Genomic DNA, 14,684 nt, shown 5'->3' on the forward strand with positions numbered 1-14,684 from the left:
ATGGATCAATATTTCATCTGGAACAGCGCGGCGGGAATCGCCCCCGCCGCGCTCCGGTCCCGTTGGGGTCGGGAAATTTTCAATCCTATGCCGGCCACCCGGCGCGTGGCCCTAGAATTTGATGCTGGCACCGAACGTGAGTCTTCGGTCCGGCAGGCCCTGGAAGCACAGCAACGCGCCGTCATTCACACAATATTGCTCGATCTTCGATTTGGTGAGATTCACGCCCTCGATGCCGATATTGATATGATCCGTCAGGTCATAGGTAATGCTACCGTTGAGCTGCCCCCGCGCCGCAGTGGTGACCGGAAAACCAATTGTACTACCTTGGGTCGCACCACCAGCGGTGTCCAGCGTGCGGAACGCATCTCGCCATGTGTAACGCGCACGTGCCGACAATCCGTATTTCTCATAGAAAAGCGTGACATTGTAGGCATGCGGCGAGAAATCGAGCAAGCCCTGGACGGCGGTGAAGGGACCGGTGAGACCGCTACTCGATTCGAGGATAGCCGTTCCGCGACTATCCGCATCGGATGTGTCGGTCGCCTGCCCGCCGCTGAACTTCTGATAGGTATAATTGGCCGCCACGCCAAAACCGGATGCAAAGCCGATACTATCTTCAAACGCTGACAGATTATATTGAAAAGCAACTTCGACACCGGTCTGCTTGGTCACGCCCGCATCGTTTATCGTGGTCGAGACCGGCACACACAGCCCGTTGCCAGGCGTGGCGGAGAATACGTTCCGATCCGCGATCGGATTATATATCCCGCCACCTTCACATGGTGCGGTAATATCCTTGAAGCCGGTGACCGGATCGGCAAAGGGCGCAGTTTCCAGAGTTACGAACAGATTGGTTCGCCGCTTGTGGAAGACACCAACGCTGATCACAGCCGCAGGAGCAAAATAGTAGCTCAGCGAAGCATCATAAGATGTCACTTTTTCCGGCACCAGACCCGGATTACCGATTTCGACCGCCGTATTCGGACCGGTCCCGAACCGGACCGAGGTTTTCAGGGAATCAAAATCGGGGCGGTTGATGTCCTGACCATAGCTTGCCCGGAGCACGATATCACTGGTCAGATCGGCCGCGAGGTTGACCCGCGGCAACAGGAACCGATATTTACCCGGCGTATTGGTCTGGTTGATTATATTGCCGCCGGCATCGACATTGTTACCCACCGAATTGATGATGGTGTCGACGTAGCGCAAGCCAGCGTTCCCGCTAAAAATGCCTGCCTCGAAATTGAGCTGGCCGTAAACCGCGTGGGTTTGTTCGGTGATCCGGTAAAAGGAAGCCGGATTAAAGCTGGGATCCGCCAATACACGCCCGCCGGGCTCGGCCAGCAACGCGGCCTGTAATGTGGCCAGCGTTCCCGCCTGATCGGAATAGGCCAGATTCGGATCGATGATCAGAAAATCACCGAAGAACAGCGACCGGCCATCGGCCTTGCCGAAATTCGAGGGCCCGGCAACCAGCAGCTGGGAAAACACCGACCCGTTCGGACTGTCGGCCAATGCTGACAGACCGATGCTGGACGTTATTTCGTTAAACTCCGTCGACCGGTCATTATACCGATAGCCCCAGTTGAAGGATGTCAGGAAACCGGTCAGATCTTCGAGATCGAGCGTAAAGTCCATGCGCCCGGTATATTCGACATTCCTGTTGCTATTGTCGCTGACCGACACTGCATCGAGAACGACATTGTTCGGATCGAGCAGCTGCGCAACCGTCGGAGCAAAGGGCGAACTGGTATCTATTCCGAATGTCAGCGAACCGCCAGAGAGATCGTAAGCGAACGGAGTGCCGTTATCATTCGCGGATCCGGTAATCGGTGTGTTCGGGTTGATGAAATTCAGCGTCGTGCTGAGGTCGGGCGTGCGCGAACTGGCAAGCGTGCGCGAACCTTCGATCCGCGCCTTGAACCGTCCGCTTTCCCATTCGCCGCCAGCGCGTATCAGGTTGCTTTCGGTCAGCCGGGCGCCGGTATCGCTCGAGAAGCGCAAATTGGGCTCATTCGGGACATTCGGTTGAAGCGTACCGGTTTCTGCCGCCTGGATGCTGCCCAGATCGACACCGCCGAGAGAACCGAAATTGATCGTTTCAAACGTATCCGGGACGTTGGTGTTGCGGACAGAGCTCACGCCTGACCCCTGGATTCTGGTGCTCTGCTGTTTACGTGTCTGCTTGTTATAAAATCCGTCGACATATAATTTCAGATTGTCTGACGGCGCCCATTCGAGCGAACCGGCCAAATTATAAGTCTCGTAATTAAAAATCTCGAATTCCTGATTCAGGAACTGGATACCAAGATAGTCAAAATCCGGACCGGGGGCACCCGCTGCGGTCACGCTGGTTCCTTGGGGAATCAGGGTATCCCGGTCGACGCGAGGGCGTGATGACGAAGCATCCTGCTTGGCATAGCTCCCGCTGAGCACGATACCGATACGACCCGCTCCGGTGTCCCAATTTTTGCCGAAACTGCCCGATATACGGGGCTGAACGCTTTCCGACTGCTCGCTATATTCGCCCTGGGCGCGGAACGCGATTAGCGTATCCCGGAGATCCAGAGGGCGGATCGTGCGCAGGTTGATGGTGCCACCAACAGAACCTTCGGTGGTCATGGCTGTTGGCGCCTTGATAACTTCGAGCGAAGAAATGATTGCCGCGTTAATATCTTCAAAATTGATACCGCTGCGCCCCGAACCGGACCCGACGGTACCGACCCCGTTGATCTCGATGCGGTTATCGTTGGAACCACGGATCTGGACGCCGGTTCCGATACCAGCCTCTCTGGTGATCTGCACGCCGGTAATATTCTCGAGAACCTCGGCCAGATTCTGGTCGGGCAGCTTGCCGATATCCTCGGCCTGAATGACTTCGACAAGGCTTTCCGCATTGCGCTTTTCATCCAGCGCTTTCGCGAGCGAGCCGCGGATGCCGGACACGATAATTACATCGTCTTCTGACTGATCCGATTCTGCTTCCTGCGCGACAGCTGGTGTGCCCGCCAGACTCATTGCCGTTCCCGCCAACAGAATCGCCGACATGCGCCGCCGCAAACCTTTGCCGCACGCAGAAATATTCGCCTTTTTCATCTAATCCTCTCCCCTGCACTTTTTTATTTGCAGGGGATTGCCTTGGCCTAACCCTTTTGTCAACCTATATAGTATACCCTTGATATTTTCTTTGTCATACCAATTTTGCATACCTAAAACTGACGCCATCTCGCTGCACATGATTTGTCAATGAGCGGTCTTCGCGACAAACCGGCCCCGCTTTGCTGACAAGGCGCGCGGTCCGGTCGGTCCGATCAACGGGGCTTTTGCTCAATTTATAACCACAATTAAGCCCTATCAATCAGGATTGGATGGATAGATAAGCATTTCATGACGTTAAAACTGTTCCACAAACTGTTCCTGCTGGTTGCGGTAACCGCGCTTATTGCCGCTTTGGCGATGGCGACGACCATGGCCTGGAATCTGAATCGTGGCTTCGGGGATTATCTCGAGGCACGGGATGCAGAAATTCTCGAATCCTACACACAGCTGGTTTCGCAAAAACTGAGCGAGCGTGGCGGACTAGCGGCACTCGAATCGGGGACGGTCAGTCTGCTTGGCGTTCAGGAGGAACTGATATCCGAAGGCTTCATCGCCGAAGGCGCACCGGATTTCAGGCCCGGCGCGCGGTTCCCCGGCGGGCCCCGCCCCCGGTTTCCGCGCGGCAGGCTGGATCAGCCGCCACCACCGCCGCCTACCGGTGCCGGCATCCCGGTTTCCCGAGCACCCCGAATTCTGATTTTCGACAAAAATGACGTGCAGATAGCCGGTCCGCCTCCGCCACCGGAAGGCGGGCCGCAAATGGCGGAACGCGCAATCATTGTGGACGGGGAGCGGGTTGGCACGACGAAGATCATACCGCATGCTCCGGCGCCGGGCGGTGTCGCGACACGGTTCCTGCGCAACCAATATATCAGCGCTGCCCTATTGGTTGGCGGACTGATGATATTCGCAGCGCTGGCAGCATGGGGTTTCGCCCGCGCCGGAACGCGGCGGCTGGCCGGCATGGAAACCGCGACAAAAGAAATTGCCAATGGCAATTTTGCGGTCCGCACCAATGCAGCCGGTGCCGACGAAATCTCGTCGATGGGCCAGAATATCAACCAGATGGCAGAAAGCCTTGCCCGCGCAGACGAGGCGCGACGGGGCTGGCTTGCAGAAATCGGCCATGAACTGCGCACCCCGCTGACCGTCTTGTCGGGTGAGCTGGAGGCACTGAAAGACGGCATAAGACCGCTGGACCAGAAAGCGGTCAGTTCGCTGCTGGAAGAAACGGATCGCCTGGGCGATCTGATCGAAGACCTGCATTTCATGGCGGTGTCCGATCTTACTGACGCGCCGCACCGCTTTGCCTCGGATGACGCGGTCAGACTGGTACATGATGTGACAGAACGATTCCGGCCGTTGCTGACGAAAGCGGGACTGGAGCTGGAGGTCGATCTTGGCGATGACTCGACGCTGGCCGTTGTCTGGGATAGCAAGCGAATAGAGCAATTGCTGGGCAATCTGCTGACCAACGCGCTTCGCTATACCGATACGCCGGGAACGGTGCAGGTCCTGCTCCGGAACCAGAAGGATCGGGTCATTCTTTCGGTGGAGGACAGCGCGCCCGGCGTCCCGGATTATGCTTTGCCGCGATTATTTGAACCGCTATTCCGCGTAGACGAGGCCCGCGACAGATCCTCCGGCGGCAGCGGCCTTGGCCTGGCGGTATGCAAGGCCATTGTCGAAGCCCATGGGGGACGGATTTCTGCAAATATTTCTGGACTGGGGGGATTATCGATTGAACTGAACCTGCCACAGGAGCGGCACCAACCATGATCAAGAACCGCAGCATTTTCATCGTCGAGGATGATCACAAGATCGCCGCGATATTGTCCGACTATTTCTGCAGCGCAGGCCACCATCCGCAAACTTTTCCCGATGGCCGCTCGGTGGTTTCTTCCGTCCGGTCATCCCCGCCCAGCGCGGTTGTACTGGATCTCATGTTACCGGCCTCCGATGGCATGACGATTTGCCGGGAGTTGCGCAAGTTCAGCGCCGTGCCCATCCTGATGCTGACCGCACGGACCGACGAGATGGACAAGCTGCAAGGTCTGACCGACGGTGCGGATGATTATGTCACCAAGCCCTTTAGCGCAAGGGAAGTTGTCACGCGGGTGAACGCGCTGATCCGCAGATATGAGGGCCGGGTAACCAGCGATCCCGCAGCCAGCAAATATCTGGTGGACAGCGCCGGACAGCGGATCGCCTGGCAGGGAACTTGGCTGAAGCTGTCAATATCCGAATATCACATATTATCGGCAATGATGCAGAATGCGGGCCGGGTATTTTCCCGGGATCAATTGCTCGACAAGATCGGCGAACAGTCCTTGAGTTCGGGCGACCGGGCGATCGACAGCCATATCAAGAATATCCGCCGCAAGATTGCGGCAGTCGATCCCGACGCCGGCTGCATCACCTCGGTTTACGGTGCCGGCTATCGTTTCGAAGGCGGCTAGCCGACTGGCAGCCCCGCGCCCGATGTTCAGCCGGGTTCTGGCGGAGGCCGGGTCGCACCCGGAGGCGGACCTCCGCCACCCGGGGGACCACGCCGGACAGACGCGTCACAAGTTTCACCGCTGCCCTCGAACGAGCATCCCTGCTGGCCGGACAGGCAGGCGAGTATCCGGTTGGAACCCGCAGCACCCGCGTGATAATGATACCCATATTCTGCGCTACTGTGCCCCTGACAACTATCGAGCTGCCCGGGCAGCTCTCCGTTGTCGAGCCTGTGCGCCAATATCTTGTATCCATCCATCGCCAACCCGATCACCGGTGCATCATATTTGCCGGAGGTCCGGCCCGACTTGTCGACAAGACAGTCCGTCACCGCATGATAGTGATAGCCGACATGCAGATTGACATGACCACCACAATCATCGAACGGCGCAAGCGTGTGCGCATCCAGAATGGCATCGAGAGGAGCCGGTTCATCCAGACGGATACCGTTTATCGCTACACCCGCTCCGCCATGCGTGCGCGAACGGTTGCTTGATGCGACAGGTCTTACGGGAATGACATAGGTAACGCTGCTCTCCGCCGGCATATAGTCGAGCTGGCATTCGACACAGTAATTATTATATTTTTCGTCCACATCAGGCCTTGCCGCAGCCGCGCATTTTTCCTTGCTGTCAGTGACGTTGACGCGACCAGTCGCGGGATCGAAGAGTTGCCATTCATCGTCCTCGTAAAAGTCGCTTAAATTCTGCAGGAACTTTCCGTCGGCATCGTAAATCTTGCCTTCATCCAACCAGATGCCGGACTTCTCCTTGCCATCGCTGATGTTGCGCGGGCACCAAGGGCCTGGCGTGTAATCGCCGGGAACAGGCTTCACGGTGATTGAAAAACAGGTCGTTTTCGCGCCTCCGGACAGGGTGCATTCGACGAGCGAGGGCAAACCGACAATATTGGCCTTTTCGAAAAAGGCTGCAGCTTCCCGCAGATAACTATCCCGCTCGGCGGCGGAAAGCGCAGCCAGATCAACCGGCGCGATATCCGTCGGTGCCGGAGGATGGGCACCGCATGATCCCAGCAGCAACGATATCGACAATAGCAGCGTGTTCCTGATCATTTGGCCCCGATATTTTCCCATTTAAATGTCGCCCCCCGGATGGCACCAGCCCTTTCAAATCATTTCGGTCTGGCGCATGAAGAGCAGCGTGCCGGCAACCAGCGCGATCCACGATGCCAGATGCGGCACGAGATGGATCCGATCACCAAAGCCGGTTTTGCGGACGGTTAGGATGATCAACAGGACACCGGTCAGAAAGAGAAACTGACCGATCTCGATACCTATATTGAATCCTGCCAGCGTCGCCAATAGGCTTTCACTCGCGGTCAGCATCCCGCCTATAGCAGACGCAAAGCCAAAACCGTGAATCAGTCCGCATGCGAACACGATGGCTATTCTGCCCCAGTCCATCCGGTCGCTGCGACCAGGACCATTTTTCAGGTTGAGGACCGCCATCAATATGATGCTGGCAGCAATGGCCGGTTCGACGATTGTCGCAGGTATGGAGAATATGCCCAGTGCAGACAGGGTCAGGGTGATGCTGTGGGCAACCGTGAAGCTTGTCACCACAGTGAGCCAGTAGCGCCAGCCAGCGCCGGCGATGATGATCGTGAGCAGGAATAGCAGATGATCAAGCCCGCCGAGAATATGCGCAATTCCCAGCCGGACAAAATCACCGAATAGCGCCAGTGGTCCGCGGAAGAACTGGTGTCTGCCACTGGCTGCCGTAAGAATCGCAACTTCCTGATCATCATCCAGGGTGGCGCGCATCGTCATTTGCGCTTCGCCGTCACGAGTGCCGAACAGGTCGGTTTCGATCAGCGGATTATGAGGCGGCTCATCAAACTGCACGCGGTGCAATACAACCACATAGTCGCTGTCCAGCGGGTCTCCATCGGTCTGGGGCGGCACAACCCATGTCATCAACACATTGCCGGACTTGCCGGAATTGGTGACGCCGAAACGTTCGGCAAATTGCCGTTCGATATCCCGGTTGTGCAGCCGGATTTCCCGGGCGGATAGCAGCCCGTCCTGATCATCGTCGACATTGTCCAGGGCCGAAACCGGAACAGACACAACAAAATTGGCGCTATTGTCGACGATTTTCATCGTCGCATTCTGCTTCGGCAACAGATGGGCCTGCGCGGTTCCGGCAAAAAGCAGCAACCAGAACGCCAGCAACAGGCGCTTCATCGTCTGCCTTCTCCCCGCGGCGGACGCTTTCCGTTCCCCTTGCCGCGTCTCCCGCCGCCTTCGCCGCGCTGCTGCTCGCGACGGGCTGTCGGCTGACTGTCAGTGGAACCTTTCACACATCGCTGGACGAAGGGGAAACTGTCGGTCGCATAATAATGATAAATGCCTTCGGGAAATTCGGGTGTAACACCGAAGCGGCCATTACATTCGTCGAGATCGCCGAGACCGGCGACATATTCATAGTCCTGGGTAAAGGCGCCCATCGCTATAATTGCCGTACTCGGACGCCCTGCATCAGCCGCCGGCTTCAGGCGATAGCTCGACTTCATCGGCCGCAGCGCACTGGTCATGAACTTTGCCAGATCATGGCCGTAGCGCGCATAGATCGGAAATCCGTCAGCAGCCCAGCCGATCAGCTGCATCGATTTTCCCATGCGCGTCTGCGCGGACAGCATCGCTTCGGGGATACCGTGATAATGATATTTGCCACCCGGCTGGACGTGAGCGTGGTTTTCGTCCGTGCCAAAGTCGAAGACAGACTGGCCCAGTGCCTCGATGCTCCATTTGCCGGCCTGCCCTCTGCAGTCCTGCGCATCAGTCGCGCCGTCGGGGCAGCGCTCGGCGGTTCCCGGATCGAACGGCACGCCATTGAGCGCGAAGCCGGAATCCTTGACCCGCATGCCGCTGCCGGTATGCGCCACCGGCTCGACCGTAACAGCAAAGTTGAACGATTGTACACTGATGCTGTTCGGATTTCCCGGATTGGGGAAAACACCAATCGCATGATCGGGTATACCGTTTGACACCAGCAAGCGCTGGCCACGTTCGCACGACCATTTGGCTTCACTCTGCAGGCCTATTTGCTCGTTCGGGATATCGGTATGCGCGCCGCAAAGCACACCGAAAGTCTGGGCCCGGGTCGATTCAATCGGCGTACCGAGATTGTTTTGCCCCTGGGGCGGACGATTGGCGGGCCCCATGGCACCGCCTGATGGGCGGCAGGCCAGTGGCATGCCGGCCGGTGCAAAACAGCTGCCCGCGACCTCCTTGCCTTCAGGACCCTCCGTCGAGCAGGGATCGTCGGCCTGTTTGGCGGAGCAGGCCTTGAGCATCGCCTCGCTGGGTTTCTGACCACCACCAGGCGGGCCCCGATCCGGTCCGCTTTGCGCATTGATCTGCACCGCTCCGAGCATGACCAGCGCCGTCGTGGCGCCAACGACCACCGTGCCGAGCGCTGCGCGCCGCTTCTGTATCATTGACCCTCGGGCCCCGTTCCTCGCGCCGGCCTGCCAGCGGGCCGGCAGGCTAGTGGCAGGCCGGCCGGTGCAAAGCAGCTGCCGGCCACGACATTGCCATCCGGACCTTCCGCGGAGCAGGCATCATTGGCCTTTTTTGCGGTACAGGCCTTGAGCATCGCTTCGGTCGGCTTTTTGCCGCCACCTGGAGGCCCGCGATCCTGATCGCGCTGGGCATTGATCTGGGTTGCGCCGAACAGCGCCAGCGCTGCCGCCGCGCTCATACAGGCGATGCCAAAGGTGGTCTGGTTCACATGTTTCATATCAGTTGATATTCCCTTTCAGACAGCGGCTCATGTACGGGTAGCTGTCGGTTGCCATATAATAATAGATTCCGTCCGGAAATTCCGGCGTGACGCCGGTGCGGCCGTTGCAATCGTCGAGATCACCCGAGCCCGCGGAATAGGTCCAGTCCGAGAGGAACGCGCCGAGCGGCACGAGGCTCGTCGATGGTCGGCCGGAATCGGCGACCGTATCCTTGATGTAGCTGCCGGTGCAGACTTTCAGTTCGCTGGTCGCGTCCATGGCGCTGGCATAGCAATAGCGCCCGTAGATCGGATAGCCGTCGCCGGCCCAGCCGATCAACACCATTTTCCGGTTGCTGTCGGAAGCGCCTGCGTTGGTCAGAAGCCCTTCGGGCATCCCGTGATAGTGATAGATGCCGCCGGGCTGCACATGGGCATTGTTGGCATCTTCGCCAAAATCAAACGTGTCCTGTCCCAATGCCTCGATCCGCCACTGACCGGTATTCCCGCCCAGATCACACTCGGATGTCGCGGCAATATCGCTTGCGCAAGTGCCACCCGTTCCGGGATCAAATTTGACGCTGTTCCGGGCATAGGCCGAGGCTCCGCCCGGGCCTCCTATCTGGGTATTAGCACTGCCCATCACTGGCGTTAGCGTCATCGAACCGCTGACAGTCTGGGTCGTGATAGTGTTCGGATTGCCCGGGTTGGGGAATGTGCCAACGCCATGATCGGGTAAACCATTTCCGGTCAGGCTGCGATTTGTTCCATCGCAGGTCCAGCTCCACGTCGCGGTCAACATGCCAGCATCGCTATAGTCGCCCATATAGCTGCCGCTATAGGAGCAATCCACATCGGCGGTGCTGACGCTGTCCGGGGTCGGGGTGGGAGTTGGCGTCGGGGTCGGCGTTGGCGTCGATGTTCCGGGCAAAGTAACCGACGCGTCCGTACTGCTCGATCCATCGCCCCCGCATCCGGACAATGCCAATATCAGCAGGCTTGAAGTCGCCCACAACGGCAGACTTTTCTCAATGTCAGTCAGCATTATCGGTTCTCCGCATGCAACAGGAATGTGGTTGTCGATAGGATATGATTGTGGATGGAATATGGATCAAACGCCCGGGATATACCGGTGCTGAGCGGGCCGGGGCTTCACGTTAACAAGCCGGCGATCGCCTGTGTCGCCCCTTCGCCCCCTCACCTGCAATGAGGAAAGAACGCCAGATCAAGCGGAAGAACAATCTCCCGCTGGACTGGCCCAGCCAGCAGATCATGTTCGGGTTCGGATAAGCCGCGCACTCAGGAGAAATTCGCCCTGGAAACGATCTCCGTAGCGAATCCATCCGTCTGCATCTCGTCCCCAAGATCTGAACCATAGAGATAATCGATGAAAACCCGATATATCGGCGGTCTCCAGAGCGTCTCTGGCAACCGAACCATTGCAGTAGCGGCGCGCATCTCTCGGACTGTCGCTCATCACACAATTTGAGACATATGGCGTTTTAAGAAGAGGCGAGTATTTGGCCCCATCTGTTGGTCGATTTTAGGTAGCAATCGTGCGGTATCGCAAGCGCCGATCTTCGATGGCGTTTTGTCTGATCCTTTCTCGCTGTTTGATGATAGATTCTGTCCTGCCACATTAGACTTTGGCGGGTGTGACGTGTTTCAGGTTCTCGTGATGCGGTGCATCAGCCAACCAAGATTGTGAGCCAACCATCGAGAGGCACTATAGATCTTGATCCGCGCGCCGATAGAAAGAAAAGTGCCTTAAACACGGCCAACCTGAGAACAAGAAATGGGCTGGTAGCGGACTGTCTGCTTCTGGTTGGCCAACGCGAAAAACCGGTGGAGATGTGGCTACCATTCGCACCGAAGACCGTAGTTCCGCGTTTCGCCATTGAAGGGCCTCTTTGTTCAACGGATAGTATTGCTGTGTAACTTAGCTAATTCCATGACAAGCACACAATTTGGAAATCGAGTGCGGGCGATAAGTATCTCAGGCTTCAGATTTTGCTTCCTGAACAGGATGAGCGAATTGACTTACGGTCAACCACCGCTTCCAACCTCTGTAATCAACGTTGACCAACCCACTTTCCAGCAAAAAAATCTGCAACCCATCAGATGATGGATTGATGCCTGCTTCACCTATGCGCTGACGCTTAGGCCAAATAAATAAATCCATTCACTGACCACATTACTTTCCGTCAGAATAACTTATGGGTCCGATCCTGGTAGATCCTCCTCATTCTTCACGATCAAATTGAACCATCTCCGCTAATATTTATCCATCTGTATCAATAATGCTAGTGGTGGTTAGGAAATTGGCAAGATAGCTCAACGCTCGAATAGTTCACGGCTGCATATCACGTTGCACCAAATATCTGACACTTGGCAAACAAGGGAGATTTTGGACAATCAACCGCGAACTTTAGGAGGGGAAAATATATGCACCACGTATCAACAAGAAAAATACATGTAAGTCTTTTAGCGCTTGCAGCAGGCACTGTTGTAGCGACGGCGAGCGCACCTGCCCTTGCGCAAAACACCGAAATCGTGGTGACTGCGCGGAAGGTAGAAGAAAATCTACAGGATGTGCCGGTAGCCGTGACAGCTTTCTCGGGCGAGACATTTGAAGAAGCCGGACTCTCCGAATTTTCAGATATTTCACGACTGACTCCCAATTTTGATGTACGCCCCCGCGGCACGACCGGAGCATTGTTCGCCAATCTTACCATTCGCGGACAAACCTCCGGCTTCCTTACGCTCAACGCCGATCAGGCCGTGGGCATTTCCATCAACAACGCGCCGATCACACGCGGCACAAGCCTGTTCACAAATCTCTTTGATATCGAACGGATAGAGGTTTTGAAGGGACCGCAAGGCACACTGTATGGCAAGAATACGACTGGTGGCGCTGTCAATGTTGTGACCAAGGGCCCCGAGCTAGATGAAATTAACGGCTATGGGCAATTCACATATGGGTCGTATGACCGTACCGATGCCCAACTGGTTGCCAATATCCCACTTGTCCAGGATCAGCTTGGCATTCGACTTGGCGCCGCCTTGACACATCGTGACGGCTTTGGTCGCGGCGTAGCTACCGGTCGGGAATTGGCAGATGATAATGAAATATTTCTCCGTGGCTCGTTGTTGTACGAACCGAGCGACACATTCTCTGTTCGCGTTAACGCCGACTATCATGACGTTGATGAATCGATTTCGATTTTCCGGTCGCTGAGATCGGCTTTTCTTGATCTCGGATTTGCCGTCATACCGATTGCGCTGGAAACAACGGACCCCGATTTTTACGCTGGCAGTGATTTCCGAACGGAAGCGCCGTTTGCCCGCTCCGATGAATTCAATATCAACGCCACCGCTAATCTTGAAATTGGCAATGCCAATCTGCAGTCCATTACAAGCTATCGCAAACAAAATTCTTTGACTCTGGTACAATCTGCGCCATCAACTTCCGTAACACTAGGGCAAAATTCAGATCTGTTTGCTCAGGAGATCCGGTTGTCGGGACAGGCATTCGACGACCGGTTGACGTGGCAGGTCGGAGGATTTTACTCGACGGAAACTGGTGAAGATATCGACAATGTGGGTGGTTTCCAAACCACCGCGGCCAAAAATGAGGGCTGGTCTTTATTCACGCAAAACAGTTTTGCGATCACCGACCAATTACAGTTTACCCTTGGCCTTCGCTATACAAACGAAGATCGAGAAGTTCGGGATATTTCGCCGGTCGTAACCGGGCTGCTACAAAATAGTGCCAGTTTCGATGCATTGTCATGGTTAGCCAGCCTCGACTTCAAGCCTACCGACGAAACATTATTTTATGCCAGCGTATCTCGCGGCTTTCGAAGCGGCGCTGTAGATCAGGACAATCTGGCGACCATAGTCAACCCGGAATATGTCCTGAATTATGAGTTAGGCCTCAAAGCTGACCTGTTTGACAATCGCGTGCGCTTCAATTCGTCCGTATTTTATAGCGATTATACCGATATTCAACGCACCGCCTTTGACCCGGATAGCATTGGCACGACTGGTGTACCTACCACGGTACTGCGCAACGCCGCCGAAGCAACCATATGGGGGTTTGAAGGGGAGCTTCACGTCGCCCCATTTGACGGTTTGTCTTTTGGCGCCACCGTCGGCTATACAAATGCCCAGTTCGACGAATTTCTCGATTTCGATGCGGCCGGCAACCAGATCGATCGTACAAACGAACCGCTGGGCGGCCCAGAATGGCAGTATAGCCTGAACGGTCGATATGAATTTTATGTGTCGGATTCAGCGACGCTTGGAATCCAGGCCAATTATTTCTGGATCGGAGAAGACGTTCTCGCAGCACCGTCGGTTATTGCCATATTGGCTCCAGGAGAAGGGTCTGTTCCATCTTTTGGCCTTCTAAATGGCCAGATTGATCTTGATGTCGAACAATGGGGCGGCCTCAACATCGCCGTTTTCGGCACCAACATACTCGACAAGGAATATTATGTTGGTGGAGTCGCACTCGGTCTGTTTGGTGGTATCTCCAACCGTATAGTCGGCGAACCGCAACAATGGGGTATTCGGGTGACAAAGGGATTCTAGAAAAGCATGGTGGAAGGGAAAACCTACCACCGATTGCGAGGAAATTATGGAAACCGGACTAGAGTTCAATACACGCTCAAAACTGCTGGCAGCAGCCGTCGTGCAATTTGGAAGATTTGGCTTTGCCGGAACGTCCGTACGCAAGATTGCAGATGAAGCCGGGGTCAATCATGGTTCGATAAAATATCATTATTCGAGCAAGGATGAACTGTGGCGAGCCACCGTTGCCTATCTTTACGGCGAACTCGAAAAATCGGTCCATCAGGATGAAGCAAAATGGAAAGACATGACGCCGCGCGAGCAGGTTATCAACAGCGCCACGCATTACATTCGCTTCTCGGCGCACCACCCGGAATTGAGCCGTATTATATTCTTCGAGACGATGCACGAAAGTGAACGACTTGATTGGCTGACGGAAAACTTCATCCGGCCTTTTACATCCCGGGCCATTGCTCGCGTTGCGCTTGCCCAGGAACAAGGCGTTTACAACAGCGACGTACCTCCGATGCACTTACACTATATCAATGTGGCTGCGGCCAAAAACATCTTTCTAATGGCACCGGAAATCAAACGGACATTTGATATTGATGTTTTTGATGATGCTGTGATCGAACAGCATATCGAAACAATGCTCAAGATCATGATGCTACCCGAAAATACAGAACAAACGGATTCAAAAAAATCGGCACAAGACAAAACAAAATTGTCCGATGTGAACTAGCGCGTGCTTTCCCTCCCGGT

The 14,684-nt window shown here is 55.7% G+C and carries 11 protein-coding genes; 4 read left to right on the forward strand and 7 right to left on the reverse strand.

Features of this window, described 5'->3' with window-relative positions:
* Positions 1–111: 111 nt before the first annotated feature.
* Positions 112–3,099, reverse strand: a complete 2,988-nt coding sequence (locus ACHZCJ_RS07725) for a TonB-dependent receptor (protein WP_321325319.1) — start codon at positions 3,097–3,099, stop codon at positions 112–114.
* A gap of 291 nt (positions 3,100–3,390) precedes the next feature.
* On the opposite strand from ACHZCJ_RS07725, the gene ACHZCJ_RS07730 reads away from it, so the two are divergent.
* Together ACHZCJ_RS07730 and ACHZCJ_RS07735 are read left to right on the forward strand one after the other, a co-directional pair.
* Positions 3,391–4,881 (forward strand): ATP-binding protein, encoded by a 1,491-nt coding sequence (locus tag ACHZCJ_RS07730; protein ID WP_321325321.1) that lies wholly within the window; start codon positions 3,391–3,393, stop codon positions 4,879–4,881.
* The gene (locus tag ACHZCJ_RS07735; RefSeq protein WP_159647786.1) at positions 4,878–5,561 is read left to right on the forward strand and encodes a response regulator; all 684 of its coding nucleotides are present in this window, start codon (positions 4,878–4,880) and stop codon (positions 5,559–5,561) included. Before ACHZCJ_RS07730 ends, ACHZCJ_RS07735 begins: the two co-directional genes overlap by 4 nt.
* A gap of 26 nt (positions 5,562–5,587) precedes the next feature.
* Here ACHZCJ_RS07735 and ACHZCJ_RS07740 read toward each other — a convergent pair whose 3' ends face one another.
* From ACHZCJ_RS07740 to ACHZCJ_RS07765, 6 genes are all read right to left on the reverse strand, one after another.
* Positions 5,588–6,673: a YHYH protein gene (locus ACHZCJ_RS07740; RefSeq protein WP_321325324.1), complete on the reverse strand. Its 1,086-nt coding sequence runs from the start codon at positions 6,671–6,673 to the stop codon at positions 5,588–5,590.
* A 54-nt stretch (positions 6,674–6,727) separates the two neighbouring features.
* On the reverse strand, positions 6,728–7,807 hold the full coding sequence (locus ACHZCJ_RS07745; protein WP_321325326.1) for a HupE/UreJ family protein: 1,080 nt from the start codon (positions 7,805–7,807) through the stop codon (positions 6,728–6,730).
* Positions 7,804–9,063 (reverse strand): YHYH protein, encoded by a 1,260-nt coding sequence (locus ACHZCJ_RS07750; protein ID WP_321325327.1) that lies wholly within the window; start codon positions 9,061–9,063, stop codon positions 7,804–7,806. The genes ACHZCJ_RS07745 and ACHZCJ_RS07750 overlap by 4 nt, the downstream gene beginning before the upstream one ends.
* Positions 9,060–9,365 carry a hypothetical protein gene (locus ACHZCJ_RS07755; RefSeq protein ID WP_321325330.1) on the reverse strand — a complete coding sequence of 102 codons (306 nt, stop codon included), beginning with the start codon at positions 9,363–9,365 and terminating at the stop codon, positions 9,060–9,062. The genes ACHZCJ_RS07750 and ACHZCJ_RS07755 overlap by 4 nt, the downstream gene beginning before the upstream one ends.
* Before the next feature lies 1 nt (position 9,366).
* Positions 9,367–10,392 (reverse strand): YHYH protein, encoded by a 1,026-nt coding sequence (locus ACHZCJ_RS07760; RefSeq protein WP_321325333.1) that lies wholly within the window; start codon positions 10,390–10,392, stop codon positions 9,367–9,369.
* A gap of 951 nt (positions 10,393–11,343) precedes the next feature.
* Positions 11,344–11,529: a hypothetical protein gene (locus ACHZCJ_RS07765; protein ID WP_159647780.1), complete on the reverse strand. Its 186-nt coding sequence runs from the start codon at positions 11,527–11,529 to the stop codon at positions 11,344–11,346.
* Positions 11,530–11,792: 263 nt separating this feature from the next.
* Between ACHZCJ_RS07765 and ACHZCJ_RS07770 the strand changes: the two genes are divergently transcribed.
* Positions 11,793–13,943, forward strand: coding sequence for a TonB-dependent receptor domain-containing protein (locus tag ACHZCJ_RS07770; protein ID WP_321325336.1), 2,151 nt, complete (start codon positions 11,793–11,795; stop codon positions 13,941–13,943).
* A gap of 46 nt (positions 13,944–13,989) precedes the next feature.
* Positions 13,990–14,664, forward strand: coding sequence for a TetR/AcrR family transcriptional regulator (locus ACHZCJ_RS07775; protein WP_159647778.1), 675 nt, complete (start codon positions 13,990–13,992; stop codon positions 14,662–14,664).
* Positions 14,665–14,684: the final 20 nt, after the last annotated feature.

Source organism: uncultured Parasphingorhabdus sp. (assembly GCF_963677535.2).
GTDB lineage: Bacteria > Pseudomonadota > Alphaproteobacteria > Sphingomonadales > Sphingomonadaceae > Parasphingorhabdus.

Coding starts and splice junctions, on each gene's coding strand:
- ACHZCJ_RS07725 (WP_321325319.1), bottom strand. CDS start 3,099: ATGAAAAAGGCGAATATTTCTGCGTGCGGCAAAGGTTTGCGGCGGCGC.
- ACHZCJ_RS07765 (WP_159647780.1), bottom strand. CDS start 11,529: ATGGATTTATTTATTTGGCCTAAGCGTCAGCGCATAGGTGAAGCAGGC.
- ACHZCJ_RS07775 (WP_159647778.1), top strand. CDS start 13,990: ATGGAAACCGGACTAGAGTTCAATACACGCTCAAAACTGCTGGCAGCA.
- ACHZCJ_RS07750 (WP_321325327.1), bottom strand. CDS start 9,063: ATGATACAGAAGCGGCGCGCAGCGCTCGGCACGGTGGTCGTTGGCGCC.
- ACHZCJ_RS07770 (WP_321325336.1), top strand. CDS start 11,793: ATGCACCACGTATCAACAAGAAAAATACATGTAAGTCTTTTAGCGCTT.
- ACHZCJ_RS07760 (WP_321325333.1), bottom strand. CDS start 10,392: ATGCTGACTGACATTGAGAAAAGTCTGCCGTTGTGGGCGACTTCAAGC.
- ACHZCJ_RS07730 (WP_321325321.1), top strand. CDS start 3,391: ATGACGTTAAAACTGTTCCACAAACTGTTCCTGCTGGTTGCGGTAACC.
- ACHZCJ_RS07735 (WP_159647786.1), top strand. CDS start 4,878: ATGATCAAGAACCGCAGCATTTTCATCGTCGAGGATGATCACAAGATC.
- ACHZCJ_RS07745 (WP_321325326.1), bottom strand. CDS start 7,807: ATGAAGCGCCTGTTGCTGGCGTTCTGGTTGCTGCTTTTTGCCGGAACC.
- ACHZCJ_RS07740 (WP_321325324.1), bottom strand. CDS start 6,673: ATGATCAGGAACACGCTGCTATTGTCGATATCGTTGCTGCTGGGATCA.
- ACHZCJ_RS07755 (WP_321325330.1), bottom strand. CDS start 9,365: ATGAAACATGTGAACCAGACCACCTTTGGCATCGCCTGTATGAGCGCG.